This window comes from uncultured Haliea sp. (genome assembly GCF_963973825.1).
Classification (GTDB): Bacteria; Pseudomonadota; Gammaproteobacteria; order Pseudomonadales; family Halieaceae; genus Haliea.
Genome location: NZ_CAXBAE010000006.1, coordinates 28,053 through 42,391 on the forward strand (window position 1 = coordinate 28,053; position 14,339 = coordinate 42,391).

16 protein-coding genes are annotated in these 14,339 nt (G+C 64.2%); 5 read left to right on the forward strand and 11 right to left on the reverse strand.

Annotation, left to right across the window (positions count from 1 at the left end; all coding sequences use genetic code 11):
• The first annotated feature begins 19 nt into the window (after positions 1-19).
• Together AACZ17_RS08785 and AACZ17_RS08790 are read left to right on the forward strand one after the other, a co-directional pair.
• Positions 20-457 (forward strand): OsmC family protein, encoded by a 438-nt coding sequence (locus AACZ17_RS08785; RefSeq protein WP_290737531.1) that lies wholly within the window; start codon positions 20-22, stop codon positions 455-457.
• Between the two features lie 47 nt (positions 458-504).
• Positions 505-711: a DUF2788 domain-containing protein gene (locus AACZ17_RS08790; RefSeq protein WP_290737534.1), complete on the forward strand. Its 207-nt coding sequence runs from the start codon at positions 505-507 to the stop codon at positions 709-711.
• 27 nt (positions 712-738) lie between these two features.
• On the opposite strand, the gene AACZ17_RS08795 is transcribed toward AACZ17_RS08790, so the two are convergent.
• Entirely contained in the window at positions 739-2,619 is a 1,881-nt protein-coding gene (locus tag AACZ17_RS08795; protein WP_290737536.1) for a DUF885 domain-containing protein, read from the reverse strand.
• Positions 2,620-2,820: 201 nt separating this feature from the next.
• Here AACZ17_RS08795 and AACZ17_RS08800 point away from each other — a divergent pair, with 201 nt between their 5' ends.
• The gene (locus AACZ17_RS08800; RefSeq protein WP_290737539.1) at positions 2,821-4,248 is read left to right on the forward strand and encodes a DNA polymerase Y family protein; all 1,428 of its coding nucleotides are present in this window, start codon (positions 2,821-2,823) and stop codon (positions 4,246-4,248) included.
• A gap of 182 nt (positions 4,249-4,430) precedes the next feature.
• Positions 4,431-4,766 (forward strand): hypothetical protein, encoded by a 336-nt coding sequence (locus AACZ17_RS08805; protein ID WP_290737542.1) that lies wholly within the window; start codon positions 4,431-4,433, stop codon positions 4,764-4,766.
• 32 nt (positions 4,767-4,798) lie between these two features.
• Here AACZ17_RS08805 and AACZ17_RS08810 read toward each other — a convergent pair whose 3' ends face one another.
• The 10 genes from AACZ17_RS08810 to AACZ17_RS08855 form a co-directional block, all read right to left on the reverse strand.
• Positions 4,799-5,086 carry a ferritin-like domain-containing protein gene (locus AACZ17_RS08810; protein WP_290737545.1) on the reverse strand — a complete coding sequence of 96 codons (288 nt, stop codon included), beginning with the start codon at positions 5,084-5,086 and terminating at the stop codon, positions 4,799-4,801.
• Between the two features lie 109 nt (positions 5,087-5,195).
• On the reverse strand, positions 5,196-6,356 hold the full coding sequence (chrA, locus tag AACZ17_RS08815) for a chromate efflux transporter (RefSeq protein WP_290737548.1): 1,161 nt from the start codon (positions 6,354-6,356) through the stop codon (positions 5,196-5,198).
• A gap of 69 nt (positions 6,357-6,425) precedes the next feature.
• A complete protein-coding gene (locus AACZ17_RS08820; protein ID WP_290737551.1) occupies positions 6,426-7,523 on the reverse strand; it encodes an alkene reductase in 1,098 nt (365 codons plus the stop codon).
• A 121-nt stretch (positions 7,524-7,644) separates the two neighbouring features.
• The gene (locus AACZ17_RS08825; protein WP_290737554.1) at positions 7,645-8,106 is read right to left on the reverse strand and encodes a YkvA family protein; all 462 of its coding nucleotides are present in this window, start codon (positions 8,104-8,106) and stop codon (positions 7,645-7,647) included.
• A 21-nt stretch (positions 8,107-8,127) separates the two neighbouring features.
• Positions 8,128-9,045 carry a glutathione S-transferase family protein gene (locus AACZ17_RS08830; protein WP_290737556.1) on the reverse strand — a complete coding sequence of 306 codons (918 nt, stop codon included), beginning with the start codon at positions 9,043-9,045 and terminating at the stop codon, positions 8,128-8,130.
• Positions 9,046-9,056: 11 nt separating this feature from the next.
• A complete protein-coding gene (locus AACZ17_RS08835) occupies positions 9,057-9,539 on the reverse strand; it encodes a nucleoside deaminase (protein WP_290737559.1) in 483 nt (160 codons plus the stop codon).
• On the reverse strand, positions 9,536-9,877 hold the full coding sequence (locus tag AACZ17_RS08840; protein ID WP_290737562.1) for a zinc ribbon domain-containing protein YjdM: 342 nt from the start codon (positions 9,875-9,877) through the stop codon (positions 9,536-9,538). The genes AACZ17_RS08835 and AACZ17_RS08840 overlap by 4 nt, the downstream gene beginning before the upstream one ends.
• Positions 9,874-12,504, reverse strand: coding sequence for an amidohydrolase family protein (locus tag AACZ17_RS08845; protein ID WP_290737565.1), 2,631 nt, complete (start codon positions 12,502-12,504; stop codon positions 9,874-9,876). Before AACZ17_RS08845 ends, AACZ17_RS08840 begins: the two co-directional genes overlap by 4 nt.
• A gap of 23 nt (positions 12,505-12,527) precedes the next feature.
• Positions 12,528-13,052: an MliC family protein gene (locus AACZ17_RS08850; protein WP_290737568.1), complete on the reverse strand. Its 525-nt coding sequence runs from the start codon at positions 13,050-13,052 to the stop codon at positions 12,528-12,530.
• Positions 13,053-13,063: 11 nt separating this feature from the next.
• Positions 13,064-13,867: a divalent cation transporter gene (locus tag AACZ17_RS08855; RefSeq protein ID WP_339638150.1), complete on the reverse strand. Its 804-nt coding sequence runs from the start codon at positions 13,865-13,867 to the stop codon at positions 13,064-13,066.
• A gap of 101 nt (positions 13,868-13,968) precedes the next feature.
• On the opposite strand from AACZ17_RS08855, the gene AACZ17_RS08860 reads away from it, so the two are divergent.
• Positions 13,969-14,337 carry a DUF2306 domain-containing protein gene (locus AACZ17_RS08860; RefSeq protein WP_290737573.1) on the forward strand — a complete coding sequence of 123 codons (369 nt, stop codon included), beginning with the start codon at positions 13,969-13,971 and terminating at the stop codon, positions 14,335-14,337.
• The last annotated feature ends 2 nt before the right edge of the window (positions 14,338-14,339 follow it).

Sequence of the window (14,339 nt, forward strand, 5' to 3'; positions counted from 1 at the left end):
CTTGTCACGGAGAACGCGCATGCAGGAATTCCCTCACCACTACCGGGTTGCCGCTACGGCCACAGCTGAAGGCAGCGTCACACTGTCCGGCGAAGACATCCCGGCGCTGGACACCGCGCCACCCAAGGAGTTTGGTGGGCCGGGTGGCAACTGGTCTCCGGAGGCCCTGCTGGTCGGCGCCGTGACCGACTGCTTTATTTTCACGTTTCGCGCCATTGCCCGTGCGTCCAAGCTGGATTGGGTGGCACTGCAGTGCAGCGCCGAAGGCACACTGGACCGGGTTGACCGCGTCACACGCTTTACCGACATTACCGTCACCGCACAGCTCACCGTGCCCGTGGGCACCGACGCCGAACGGGCCAAACAGCTGCTGGAAAAAGCGGAAGCCAACTGCCTGGTGAGCAACTCCCTGAACAGCAACATGCACTTGCACGCCAGCGTCGACACAGCCGCTTGAACAGCGCCGCTGAACGCTTGCCTGTTGTGCACAGCGAGTAGCCCGGCGTGGACCAGTGGCTAAGTGACTACGGCGTCACTCTGGGCGTTGGCGCGCTCATCGCATTCATGGTTTTTATCGTCTGGGATCTGGCGAAACGCAGTAACGCCGGCAAATTCGGCACCATCATGCTGTACGTGGGGCTGGCGATGGGAATCTTTGGCTTCCTGATCAAGGTCATCATCACCTGGCTGCTGGAGAACGCCGGCGTCTGAGCGACGCCGGCGAACACGGTGCCTGCATCAGGCTTTTGCGGCCAGCGTATCGGCCACCAGACGCTCTATGTTCTGCTCCAGAATGGACAGGGACACCGGACCATGCCTGAGCACCTCGTCATGAAACGCGCGGATATCAAACTGCTCACCCAGCGCCGCACGGGCTTTCTCCCGTAGCTCCAGAATCCGCAGCTTGCCAATCATATACGCCGTGGCCTGGCCCGGCATGGCGATATAACGCTCAATCGCCTTGGTGGAGTCGTAACGCGAATTCGGCGTGTTCTCAACGAGATACTCAATGGCCTCTTCCCGCGTCCAGCGCTTGCTGTGCAGGCCGGTGTCCACGACCAGGCGGCAGGCGCGCCAGAGCTCCATGGCCAGATGACCAAACTCGGAATAGGCATCCGAGTACATGTTCATGTCGCTGGCCAGCTCCTCCGTGTACAGCGCCCAGCCTTCCGTGAAGGCCGTGAAGCTGGCATAACGCTGGAATTCCGGCAGGTTTTCCAGCTCAGCCGACAGGGCGCGCTGCATGTGGTGGCCCGGCACGCCTTCGTGATAGGCCAAGGCCTCCAGCTGGTAGATCGGCATGCTGTTCATGTCATACAGATTGGCGTAATAGATGCCGGGGCGCGAGCCATCAGCCGGTGGGCCATTGTAGAAAGCCTTGCCTGCCGAGCGTTCGCGAAAGGCCTCCACACGCTTGACCACCAGCTCCGCCCGGGGCAGCAGGCCAAACTGCTCCGGTAGGCGCTTGTACATGGCATCAATCGCCGCCTCGGCCTGCGCCAGGTACTGTGCGCGCCCCTCTTCTGTGTTCGGGTAGTAGAACTGCGGGTCATTGCGCATGAACTCGAAGAACGCCCGCAGGTCGCCATCGAACGCCACCGCCTGCATCACCTCGCGCATGGCGTCATGAATGCGGGCAACTTCCTGCAGGCCAATGGCGTGCACCTGCTCGGCGCTGAGCTCAGTCGTGGTAAACCAGCGCAGGCGTTCCGCATAGAAGGCTTCGCCTTCATCGAACTTCCACACCCCGTCGTCACCGCTGGCCAGTGCGGATTGCGCTTCGACCGCAGCAATCAGGCGCTCGTAGGCCGGCTGCACTGACTCCAGCAGGGCCTTGCGTGCCTCGGCCAGCAGGCGCGCGCGCTGCTCCGGGGTGATGTCCAGCGCATTGACCTTGCCCTGAAAGTCGGCCCACAGCGTGGAGTCACCCCCTTCTTCGGTAAAGGGCGCCCCCTGAATCACATTGCGCGCTGCCTCAATGATCTGGGGATACTGCCAGTCGGCCAGTAACAGCTGCTTCTCGGTGCGGATAGCCATCTGCTCGATCACCTGGTCAAACCAGACTGCGATGTTATTCAGGCGCCCGATATAGGCTTCGGCGTCCGCCAGGTCACCTACGCGATGAATATTCACCAACCTGCTCGCCGCCTCGGTATGGGGGCCGCGGTACTGGTCAATCACAAACTGGTGGTGACGGAAGCGATCCGCGGCAATGCGCCGTTCCAGGTCAAGCTTGTAGAGGTCGTAGGAGATCTGCTCCGCGGGTGACAGCGCTGCGCGGTCGAAGTCAGCCAGCTGCTGCAACCGGGCCTCGTTGATCGCCAGGGTTTCATCGAGAAACTCCTCGGATACGGGATCCCACTGGTCGTGGTTGGTCTTGATTCCCCGGTAGCTGGCGGTATACGGCAGGCGCGCCATATCCACCGCATAGTTTTCCTCAAGGTAGGTGCGAAATGCGGCCGTCTCGGCGGCTTTGGGCACGGCGTCCTGTGTCGCGGCGGCGACGTCGGCAACCTCCGGCGCGGCGGCCTGCTCAGGCGCCTCATCGCGCGAGCAGGCCAGCAACAGTGTGGAAAGCGCCATGGGCAGCACGGCTAGCTTGTATTTCTGTAGTGTCATTGCAACCTCAATAATGGTGAAAAGGGATTCCCGCGACCCGCCGGGTGCGGAAAATGGGCGCCATGATGACGGAAATGGCCGCCAAGGCCAAACATACTTCGGGCTGGACAGGGGCCCGGGGGGGCGTAATACTGTATATATGTACAGTATTAGTCTGGGGTATCTGCCCCTCCCGTTTCTGCACCTGCGCCCGGAGGCCCTGTGAGCCTCTGGCTGTGCCTGCGCTTTCCACAGCTGCCGCTGCAGTGCCAGACACTGGACGAAACACAGCCCGTCGTGGTGCTGGAGCAGCAGCGTGTGCTGCGCGCCAACGACTGCGCCAGCAGCCTGGGTGTGCGGGCCGGTATGGCAACCGCCAGCGTGCGCGCACTGGCGCAGGACCTGCCTGTGCAGCTCCTGACCCGCAACCGTGCCCTTGAGCAGGACTGCCTGCAACAACTGTGCTGCTGGGCTTACAGCGTCAGCCCGCACCTGTACATCTGGCGAGACGACTGCCTGCAACTGGAAATTGGCAGTTGCCTCACCCTGCACCGTGGCCTGAACAACCTGCTGCAGGAGGTACAGCGCGCCCTGCAGGCCCGAGGCTACCAGGTCGAGGCCGGGCTCGCGCCCACACCCAAGGCCGCCTGGCTGCTATCGTTTCATGAGGAAGGCTGTGACACGCGCCACACCGAGGCCTGGCAGGAACGCATCGGCCACCTGCCCCTGGGCCTGCTGGACGAATTCCCGAAAGCTGTCGCAGCACTGGAACGCGCCGGGCTGCGCCGTTTCGCCGACATACTGGCCCTGCCCGAGGCAGCGCTCACGCGCCGCTGCGGGCAGCCATTCGTACACTACCTGCGTCAGCTAACCGGCCGGGAAAACGACCTTGAGCCGGATTATCAGCCGCCACAGCAGTTCAGCGACCAGTACTGGTTCGGCTATGAGGTAAAAACCACGGCGGAACTGCTGCCTGCCGTGGAGCAGTTACTGCATGCACTGTGCGGTTTCCTGCGCCAGACACAGCTGCAAAGTGGGTGCATCGACTGGCGGCTGGTGGCCGTGGACCGCCAGTCCCGGAGCCTGCAAGTGCGCAGCAGCAGTCGCCACAGCGATTGGAGCACCTGGTACCAGCTCACCCGCCTGCAGCTGGACACCCTCACGTTGCGCACCGGCATCGAAGGGCTGGTACTGGAGTGCCATGAGCTGCTCGCCGGGCACAGCTCAGACATCGACCTGTTCAGCCCGCGCAACCAGCGCGAGCCCCTGCATGCCCTGCTGGACCGATTGCGCAGCCGACTGGGCCTGCAGGCGATATGCGCCATTGGCTGTCGCGATGAACACCTGCCGGAACGCGCCCTGCATGTGGGCACCGAACCCGGCGAGGCGCCCACAACAGCACCCACGGGTGCACACCGGCCTTTCTGGCTGCTGCCCGAACCGCAGCCCCTGCCACGCCGCAATGGCGGCGAACTGTACTGGGGCGGGCGACTGCAGCTGGTGGGGGGCCCCGAGCGCATCGAGGACCTCTGGTGGCAGCAGCCTGTCAGCCGCGACTACTACATTGCACGGGGCCATGGCGGCCAGTATTACTGGCTTTTCCACGACCGCCGCCAGCGCTGCTGGTACCTGCACGGCCTGTTTGCCTGACCCCCCCCGCGTCCGCGCAATACCGCCTACACTACAAATGTGAATTTATTGTGACATTGAGGTGACAGCGATAGATGAGCAGGCAGTATTCGCTCTAAGCTGAGGACAAGATTACGCAGGTTGCAGCACAACTGCCTGCCACTATAACAACGGCGTTGGGAAACGCCGCAAGGAGGTACACCATGAGGTTCATCAGCAAGGCACTGATCATCGCCAGCCTGCCCCTGTTTTCCGCAGTCAGCGTTGCGGAAGTGACACAGGACTGCATCCTGGAAGGGACCGTGGACAAGAAAAAGGCCGAGCAGATGGGGCGCGACGTCTATGTGGCGTTCCATTCGTCGCAACGGGCTGAATCCGGCAGCAAGTGCCAGCTTGAGCGCCGCAGCCGCATCCAGTTCAAGGAACCCAAAAACGCCATGATCGAAAACGCGCCCGATGGCGCGAAGGTCAAGTACCGCTACACGGAACACGATGACCAGGCGGGTGAATGGCAGCTGATGGGCATTTCAATGCCCTGACCGCCGCGCCGGCAGCCAGGGACGCTGCCGGCTTACTCGTGCGCGATGGTCTTGTCGGTAAACAGGTAGTCTTTGAGCTCTTTATCCATGACCGGGTCACGCCGGCGAATCCACTCCAGCACCATGGCCGCGTGCTCTTTTTCCTCATCGCGATTGTGTCGCAGTATTGCCTTGAGCTCTGGATCCTTGCAGGCGTCCATACGCTGGTTGTACCAATCCACCGCCTCCAGCTCTTCCATCAGGGACACAATGGCGCGGTGCATATCGCGGGTCTCGTCGCTCAGTTCAGCAATGGGTTCGTGATAACCTTCGTTGGACATAATGGGCTTCCCGTAAAGTTAAAGACAACAGCAAACGCTGCTTACAACCGTATTCAGCCAGTGTAACGCGGGACGTTGCCGGTGCCAAAGCACGGCTTGCGACAGCGGCTCATGCGGCCCCCATCAGCAGACCGATAGCGGCAAACCCCGCCACCAGCACCAGTATCGGCGGGCGCCAGCGCAGCAGCACTGCCCAACCCACCGTGACCAGCAGCACATCCAGCCAGCCGTGCAGGGCACTGCCGGCAATCGGGTTCACCCAGGCGGCAGCAAGCAGGCCCACCACTGCCGCATTGACCCCCGCGACCAGGCCCAGCACGCGCGGGCGTGCCGCCACCGCGCGCCAGGCCGTCTGCAAACCCAACACCAGCAGAAATCCCGGCAGGAAAATCGCCAGGGTGGCCAACAGGGCACCCCATACCGGCCTCGCAGGGAGCAGCTCAGCGCCGAGGAATGCCGCCAGGGAAAACATCGGCCCGGGCACTGCCTGCGCTGCGGCATACCCCAGCAGAAAGCGGTCTTCGCCCAGCGCGTCACCCACCTGCTGCTGCAGCAGGGGCAACACCACGTGGCCACCGCCGAACACCAGGCTACCGCTGTGATAGAACTGACTGGACAGCCGCCACTCCGCGCTGACATCGGCCAGCACGGGCAGCAGCCCGAAGAGCAGGCAAAACACGACCAGCGGTGACCAACGCGGCCCTGCAGTTGAGGGTGCCGGCGCCGTTGGGTCGACCTGCGCAGGCAGCACTGCGGCCCCCAACAGGGCTGCCACCAGCAGCGCCAGATACGGCAACCACCCCGCCGCACTCCACAGCAGCAACAGCGCGGTGGCAACCGCGAGCGCGGCCCCCAGCCAGTGACGGCAGAACATCAACGCCATACTGCGCACCGCCTCCGCCACCACCACCGCGGCCAGGAGCTTCAGGCCCCGCACCAGGCCATCCAGCCAGTGCGCTTCGGCAGACTGCGCCGCAAACAGCGCCAGACTCAGCATGAGCAAAAACGACGGCAGCGTGAATCCGACGAATGCCGCCAGTGCGCCCGGCAATCCGGCGCGCCGGTGACCCAGGGCAAAGCCAACCTGGCTGGACCCCGGGCCGGGCAGGAACTGGCTCAGGGCGACCAGCTGCGCGTAATCAGCGGCGCTCAGCCAGTGTAGGCGCTGGACAAAAACCTGCTGGAAATAGCCGATGTGCGCCGCCGGCCCGCCAAAGCTGACACAGCCGAGCAGCAGAAAGCGCCAGAACACCTCAAACACCGCTGCCATTCAGCTCCCCTGCGCCGCGCCAGCGCAAACGACGGTCACCCTGTAGCGACAGAGCCCACAGGGCCGCACTCAGCCCTGCAGGGTCGGAAAATCGATATAACCCGCATCGCCGCCGCCGTAAACCGCGGCGTCGTCCCCCGGGGGATTAAGCGGCGCGTCGATCGCAAAGCGCTGCACCAGGTCGGGCGTGAACATATAGGGCCGCGCAATGGACACCGCCGCCGCACCGCCCGCCGCCAGCACCGCCTCGCTGCGTTCGCGGTTGTAGCCACCGTTCAGCACCAGCGGGCCGCGATAGCCCGCCCGCAGGTCATCAATGCCGAAACCCTCCTGTGCTTCTACAGCGCTGCCGCTGACGGAGGATTCATAGACACGCTCAACAATTTCCAGAAACGCCAGACCGCGCGGCCCAAGCTGCGCGATGGCATGCTGGAACAGCGGTGCCGGCTGGCTGTCATGGCAATCCCAGGTGGTCGAGAAGGGCGACAGGCGCACCGCGGTGCGGTCCGCGCCCACCTCGTCGATGACCGCGTCCGTGACCTCCAGCAGAAACCGGCAACGGTTCTCGATACTGCCACCGTAACGATCCTCGCGCTGGTTAACCCCATCGCGCAGAAACTGGTCGATGAGATAGCCGTTGGCGCCGTGGATCTGTACGCCATCAAAGCCTGCGTCCAGGGCATTGCGAGCGGCCTGGCGAAAGTCGTTCACCACGGCAGGGATTTCATCCAGTGAGAGCGCGCGCGGTTGCGATGTCGGCACAAAACCTTCTTCCGTGAAGGTGCGAATGGCTCCCCGTACCGCAGAGGGCGCCACGGGTGCTGCGCCCCCTTCCTGGAATACGCTGTGGGACACGCGCCCGCAGTGCCATATCTGACAGACAATGCGGCCGCCAGCGCCATGCACCGCCTCTGTGACCGCGCGCCAACCGGCAATCTGCTCCGACGTGTGAATCCCCGGTGTGGCCAGGGTACCCGTGCCCTGTTGTGAGATCTGCGTCGCCTCGGTGATAATCAGGCCCGCGCCAGCTCGCTGGCGGTAGTACTCGACCATTGACGGCGTGGGCACGCGGGAGGGCGCACGAGCACGGGTCATGGGCGCCATGAGGATGCGGTTTTTCAGGTCTATCGCCCCGAGGCGAACGGGGCGGAGCATGGCCAGTGTCATAGTGGAGTCCTGTCGGCGTGAAGCCCCCATGGTAGCCAGCAGCGATCAAATATGTCGCGCAGGCTGGCGCATCACCGGCGGCTGGTTCAATAGATTGGCAGCACGCGACCGTGCCTGCGCTTCAGGTATCGATATCCCCCGCCGCACCTGGGTCGGCGCCGGGAGCGGACGTCGCGGGTTCGTTGCGTGCCTCCCAGGCGCGAAAGCGTTTGAGGTCACCGTCCAGCGTGCGCAGTGTCCAGCCCAGGATCGCCGCATCATCCAGCAAACCAAAGCCCAGCAGTATGTCGGGCACGGCATCCACCGGCATGACGAAGTACACCACAGCGGCTACCAGCATCAGCAGTGACTGCCACGGTATCTCCCGGTAAGTGCCGCTGGCATAGGCGCGCACCAGCCGCAGGGCATCCTGAACCGACTGCCAGATCCCGGCAAGCGCACCGCTGCGGGCCGCCGCTTTCTTGCCCGCGGACGCCGCCAGCGCCGACAACCCACCCGGCTGCTCCATAACGACCCGCGCCCGACGGCTGGCGCGGGCGTAGGCGCGGCTGTGCTTCAGCCGGGTTGTATTCCTGTCATCCATTGCCTGCTCGTCTGTCCGTGCTTACACGCGGGTGAGGGTATAACCCTGTCGTGGAAAGTGTACATGCAAAGTGCCGAGGCCAGGCACCTCGCGCGCCAGAATCCAGCGCTGGGCCGCAACACCCACCAGAACGCCATCCGTTGGCGTCTGGCCGTAATCCTGCGGCGCAATGCGCACCGGCTTGCCCACATCCGCGCCGCGCCGCTGTGCCGCCGGGATCGGACGCGGCTCCGCCGCTGCGGCAGCCAGCAGGGCCTCATCCACGGTAATCTCGTGAGGGCTGCCAACGCCGAAACACCCCATGCGTGCCATCCACGCAAGGGTCCGCGGGAAGTCCTCCAGCAACGGCGACTCACCGAGTTCCCGCATGAACCACAGGCCGTGGTAAGTGGAAAAGTCGGCGTGATTGGGCTCGGCACCGAACAGGAAGTGCGACTGCAGCTGCGCCTCGATGGCGGCGAGGTGTTGCATCACCAGCGTCCGGGCTTCGCCGCGCCCGGGCATCCTGACCGCCGCCTTGCGGCCCATGGAGAGTCGATCGAGCATGAAGCGCCCGATATCCAGCCAGGACATCTGCTCCCGCACCTTGCGTTGCAGTGCTCGGGTGCCGCCGGTCAGCACGCAGGGGAAAAACAGCTCGCCATCTGCCCGCACCGCCCAGGCCGCGGCTTCCTCATCGAGGTTTTCCAGCGCCAGTGCCGGGTTGCCTGCCAGTGTGGCAATTTCAGCTGCGATGGTCCGCGAATCGCAGAATACATCGGCGCCACATTGCGCCACCGGAATCTTGCGGTAGCCGCCCGCCAGGCGCGCCAGCCCGGGGCGCGGTGGCATCTCTCGCGTCAGGGCGGACTGCCATGCCAGCCCGGTGTAACCCAGCATGCTGCGAATCTTCTGGCTGAAGGGCGACAGTGCGTAGTGATGCAGGATAAGTTCTGACACAGGCTGTTCCCTCAATAGCGCGCGCGATCAGGCTGGCCCAGATAGGCGTCCAGTACCTCGCAGGCCTCCTCGCCGAGAATCTGCGTCTGGCCCACAGCACGCCGCGCAGGCGGCAGTGCCAGCTCGGCGTAGAAACGCCTGTCGTCGAAACCCACGCGTTCCGCGTCCTCAATGGAAAATCCGAAATACACATGACGCAGCCGGGCCCAGTAAATGGCGCCAAGGCACATCGGGCAGGGTTCGCCGCTGGTGTAGATATCACAGCCTTCCAGGCTGAACAGGCCCGCTTGTGCACAGGCGTCGCGAATGGCCATGACCTCACCGTGAGCCGTGGGGTCGCTGGACGCAATCACCCGGTTCCAGCCCTCGCCCACGATCTCCCCGTCACGCACGATCACCGCGCCAAAAGGGCCGCCCTCCCCGGTATCCGCCGCGTGACGACCGAGTTCAAGCGCGCGGCGCATGAAGCGCTCCGCATCAGCCGGGGCCGTCATGCTTTCTTCACGAAGTCGGATTTCAGCTTCATTGCACCTATTCCGTCAATTTTACAGTCGATGTCGTGGTCGCCCGCCACCAGGCGAATATTCTTCACTCGCGTCCCGACTTTCACCACCAGCGAAGAGCCTTTTACCTTGAGGTCTTTGATGACCGTAACCGTATCGCCATCCGCCAGCGGGTTGCCGTTGGCATCGCAGACAACCTGCGGCTCATCCGCCGGGTCAGCGGTGTCGGCGGGATGCCACTCATGTCCGCATTCCGGGCACACGAGAAAGGCGCCCTGTTCGTAGGCGTAGGGGGAATGGCATTCGGGGCAGGCCGGCAGATTACTCATGGCATTGGTACACCTTCCAGTGATGTGCCCTGCTCGGCCATCGCCTGCAGAACACGCTGTTCGCTGCGCTGCAGGGAACGCGCTGCCGCAGCGTGTTGCAGCAGACGCGCGCGCGCATCGCGATCATACCAACGCCCATCGCTGATCACAGCCACCGGCTGGCGCAACACCGACAGGTCCTGCAACGGGTCGCCGGGCAAAAGCAGCAGATCGGCCTCGAACCCGGCCGCCACGCGGCCATGACTGTCGGCGCGACCCAGCACCAGTGCGGGATTCACCGTGACAGTGCGCAGCACCGCGGCCGGCGGCAGGCCGGATGCCTGCAGGAGTTCCAGTTCATCCAGCAGCGACAGGCCCGGCACGTTGACAAAAATACCCGCGTCGGAGCCCGCCAGCAGGGTCACACCCGCCTGATAAAGGCAGTTCGTCGCCCGCAGGTAAAACGCATCCTGTTCTACCCGGTAATCCGCAGGCTGGGCGCTCCAGAACTGATACACCGGCTGTTCCATCTGCGCGATGAACGGGTTCAGGGTATCTGCACCCTCACGCTGCAGATAGGCGCCATCACTGCGTGCAACCTGCAGGAGATTATGGTGAGCCACCAGCGTCGGGGTCACGGGTACACCGGCAGTAGCGATGTCTTCCGCAAGCTGACACATCGCGGTTTCGTCAAGTCGCTCGCCGAGTCCGTGCCAGACAATGCTTTCCACATGCTCAATGCTGGCCAGCTCGTCATCGAGCACCGATGCGAAGGGAATCACGAAAGGGCGCTGTGCCGGTATGCCGTCGAGGCGTGGCCCCTCGGGCGTATGGCCCATGACGCTCATGCCCAGCTCCGCCGCAGCGGCAAGGATGGCTGCGTAGGCGTCCGGGGCGAGATTGGAGTACACCTTCAGATGCCGATACCCCTGTGCATGCTGGCGCAGCACCGCGGCACGCGCATCCGCCGCTGTTTCCACGATCACGTGATTGAGCTGCGCATTGGGGCCACTGCCGTTGAGAATCGGCCCGGTTGTCACAATGTCGGGCCCCGCGAGACGACCCACCGTCACCGCGGCAGCCAGGTCCAGCAGAAAGGGCATACCCGAGGCATTGCGCACGGTGGTGACCCCATAGGCGAGATAGGCGGGCAATTCGGCCTCGTCCCACACATGCACGTGCATATCGACCAGCCCGGGCATCAGCACCTGCCCGTTGGCAGCGATCTCTTGCGCTCCCGGGGGTACCTCAACACTGCCCGTAGCGCCGACCGCCAGAATCTTGCCTGCGGCAATCACCACTGACTGATCCGCCGCCAGCGCTGCCCCCTCCGCGCTGAACTTCAGCACCGACACGCCGCTCAGGACGACGGTGGCCTGCCGGGGCAGCAGCGGCGGAGGCACCGCCGCGTCGGCCAACACCGCCGTGCGGCAATCCGGCGCCGCAGCTGTGGCTCGGCAAAGCTCGACCACCGTGTCCGGTGCACCGTTCAGCGCGTCATGCATCGCCGGCCAGCTCATTCCGGCAAAGGGTTCGCCGTTCACAGTGAGGTAATGTCCGGGCTGCATGCCGGCGAGGTCTGCCGGGGAGCCGGGCTGCACTACCCACACCCGCATACCGCCCTGGTGCGGCACACCCCAGAGGCCAAGGTAGCCGCGCTCTGGTTCACGAAAGCTGTCGGCACGCGGAACGAGTAGCAGACGCTCACCGGGATAATCCACCGTATAGGTGAAACGGGATAGCAGGCGCGAGCCGAGGCGGCCCTGGCGGCCCATGCTGGTGCCATCATCGGAGTAGCTGGTGAGGAACGGGCCAAGCACCTTGTCCCCGACGCGAACCGCATTGCCAAACTGCTGCAGGCTCTGAATATCGCCCTGTACGCCGCGCCCGGTGTTCAGCCAACCCGATTCGGGCCGCTTCAGGGCGGGTGTGCTATCCGGGATCAACGACATCCAGCCGGTCATACCGGTATCCAGATGCAGGTCAGACAGCACCTCCTCCTGCTGATTCTCCAGCACAACAGGGAGTTGCACGTAGGCGTCATAGTCGCGAACCGCCAAAGGCAGCTCAACTGCGGAGGGCGGGCGTTGCACATCGCTGGAGTCGAGGAAACGCAGGGTTCCGGCCGCGGTATCCACCTCGATCGCAAAGCGCGAGAACAGGTCGTAGCCGATAACGCCATCAACTGCGAAATCGGCATCGGTACCCAGGGGCGGCAGGGTGGCGGCGGGCAGGACGGCGACGGTCATGCCCCGCAAGGCGACGGGGCCGATCTCGAGGTCGACATCGGTGGCCAGAAAGGCCTGGGCTCTCTCCGCATCACCGCCGGAACCGCCCACACCGATGGTTTCCGTGCCCCGCAGGCCCAGGCGACGAGTCCCCTGGTGCAGGAATATGGCCGTGGGCGTTGCACCGGTATCGACGATAAAGCGGAAACCCGGCACCCCGTTGACGGTGACTTCCACCACGGGGAACAGGGGCACCGGGGAGAGCGGCAGCGCGCCCCCGGAGCGGTCAAAGGATACGTCCGCCTGCGGATTACCCACAGGGTAGTTGCTGCAGGCGGTCAACAGGCCCAGAACCGTGAGCGCCATCGCACGTAGCAGTGCGCCAAGCGGTGGACGGTGGTTAGCGAAGGCGGTCTTCACACCTGCACAGCGGCCACCCGAAATCACCGTACCACCTGACAGCGCATCTCCGGCGCATCCGCTCCCCAGGTTACCGTGGCCTCACCGTGATGCTCCCAGAGTGCCGCACCGTCACCCGCATACTGCGCACCGCTCGCACTGCGTTGCTGTGTCATCAATGCCAGGCGATCACCGCTCCGGGCAACTAGCGTGCGCGGCTCGGTGGGCAAGAAGTGCACGGCCAGTTTCGTCGCCGCTGCGTCTTCACAGACGAAAATTACCGGCGACTTGTTGATCGCCAGCGCGTCGACATAGGCACACCATGCCGCTGAGCCGCGCTCCGGCAGCCCGGGCAGATCGCGTATACCCAGCCGGAACTCAACAACGGACTGCCACTCGTCAGAGCCGATATCCGGCCCGTGGCCCTGCCCATCGCCAGTCTGCAACTGCGACTCGACGCCCTGTGCCCAGCCATCGGAGCACAGTGCCATTGACGGCACGGGGCTGTCTGCACCGGTGCAGGCCGTAGTGACAAGCAGCAGCGACATACAACTCAGGAAACGATACATGGCATCACCTCTTAACCGTGCCCCAACCAGAGGGACGTTAACAGTGTAAACGCAAACCCCAACACCGCGCCCAGCGGTGGAGCCCAATGGCGGTTCAGGTGCGCCTGGGGTGCGATGTCCTGAAACATCAGATAGACGATACCCCCGGCCGATGACAGCATGATGGCCCCCAGCACCGCCGGCAGATCGGCCAGAAAGACATACGCGGAAAGCCCGGCCAAAGGACCCAGCAGGGTCAACAGGCACATCAGGCTCAGCACTTTCGCAGAGGAGTCGCGCCCCGCCGCCGCAAGCTCCCGATAGGCATTGAAACCCTCGGGCAGGTTCTGCAGGCCGATCACAATGGCCAGGACCAGTGCGAGCGACGGATCAGTCGCAATCAACCCCCCGAGTGCGATGGATTCCGGCACATAGTCCAGCAACATACCCAGTAGCTGAGGCGCCTCGCGGCGTCGCGCGGCCAGCAGCCGCTCCAGCAAAAACACCACGAGGCCACCCGCGACAAACAGCAGCACCGCAGAAACGGAATTGCCAAACCGGGCCAGGCCCTCCGGCAGCAGCACCTCGTACACCGCACCCAGCAAGAGGCCACCACCCAGGGCAATCAGAAAGTGGCGCACCTCCTTTTCCAGCCAGCGCCGCTGGATGCGTTCGAAACTGGCGATCCAGCCGCCCAACGGCATGCAGAGGCCCGCGGCGAAGGTCAGCACAACAATGTAGAGAATTCCGTCAGTGGCCACGGCGATGCGGTATCGGGTTGCAGCGTAATGCCCTGCATTGTGCGGGAGGTGCTCGGTGGTCGCAAGCAAGGCCATTGCCGCGTCGGCGCGCGCACTCTACCATGCAGTTCACCGTATCATCAGGAGGCGTAGATCATGCGTGTTCACAACAGAACGGGAAGCACTCCCGCCGCGCCATGAGTGTCTACATACACCTTGCGGCGGCACTCTGGGTGCTGGCGGTCGGGGGCCTGCAACTGGCCTCTGCGAAAGGCACGCCAACCCACCGCTGGATCGGCTGGTCCTGGATGCTGGCGATGGTCGTCGCAGCCCTCTCATCATTCTGGTTGACCAGCCCCAGCAACCTGTTCATGGGCTACGGGCCCATCCATCTGCTGTCCATCTGGGTGCTGGTGTGCGTGGTGGTGTCCGTCATCGCGGTTCGGCGCGGCAACATCAGGCGCCACCGCGGTTTTGCCGTCGGCGCCTACCTGGGTACGGTGGGCGCCGCGATTGGCGCGATCGCCCTGCCGGGGCGCCTGCTGCACAGTGTTTTCTTCACCTGAGC

Bases quoted from the DNA above. Each gene is read 5' to 3' on its own strand.
- AACZ17_RS08785 (WP_290737531.1), top strand. From the start codon at position 20: ATGCAGGAATTCCCTCACCACTACCGGGTTGCCGCTACGGCCACAGCT.
- AACZ17_RS08795 (WP_290737536.1), bottom strand. From the start codon at position 2,619: ATGACACTACAGAAATACAAGCTAGCCGTGCTGCCCATGGCGCTTTCC.
- AACZ17_RS08805 (WP_290737542.1), top strand. From the start codon at position 4,431: ATGAGGTTCATCAGCAAGGCACTGATCATCGCCAGCCTGCCCCTGTTT.
- AACZ17_RS08810 (WP_290737545.1), bottom strand. From the start codon at position 5,086: ATGTCCAACGAAGGTTATCACGAACCCATTGCTGAACTGAGCGACGAG.
- chrA (WP_290737548.1), bottom strand. From the start codon at position 6,356: ATGGCAGCGGTGTTTGAGGTGTTCTGGCGCTTTCTGCTGCTCGGCTGT.
- AACZ17_RS08820 (WP_290737551.1), bottom strand. From the start codon at position 7,523: ATGACACTGGCCATGCTCCGCCCCGTTCGCCTCGGGGCGATAGACCTG.
- AACZ17_RS08825 (WP_290737554.1), bottom strand. From the start codon at position 8,106: ATGGATGACAGGAATACAACCCGGCTGAAGCACAGCCGCGCCTACGCC.
- AACZ17_RS08835 (WP_290737559.1), bottom strand. From the start codon at position 9,539: ATGACGGCCCCGGCTGATGCGGAGCGCTTCATGCGCCGCGCGCTTGAA.
- AACZ17_RS08840 (WP_290737562.1), bottom strand. From the start codon at position 9,877: ATGAGTAATCTGCCGGCCTGCCCCGAATGCCATTCCCCCTACGCCTAC.
- AACZ17_RS08850 (WP_290737568.1), bottom strand. From the start codon at position 13,052: ATGTATCGTTTCCTGAGTTGTATGTCGCTGCTGCTTGTCACTACGGCC.
- AACZ17_RS08855 (WP_339638150.1), bottom strand. From the start codon at position 13,867: ATGGCCTTGCTTGCGACCACCGAGCACCTCCCGCACAATGCAGGGCAT.
- AACZ17_RS08860 (WP_290737573.1), top strand. From the start codon at position 13,969: ATGAGTGTCTACATACACCTTGCGGCGGCACTCTGGGTGCTGGCGGTC.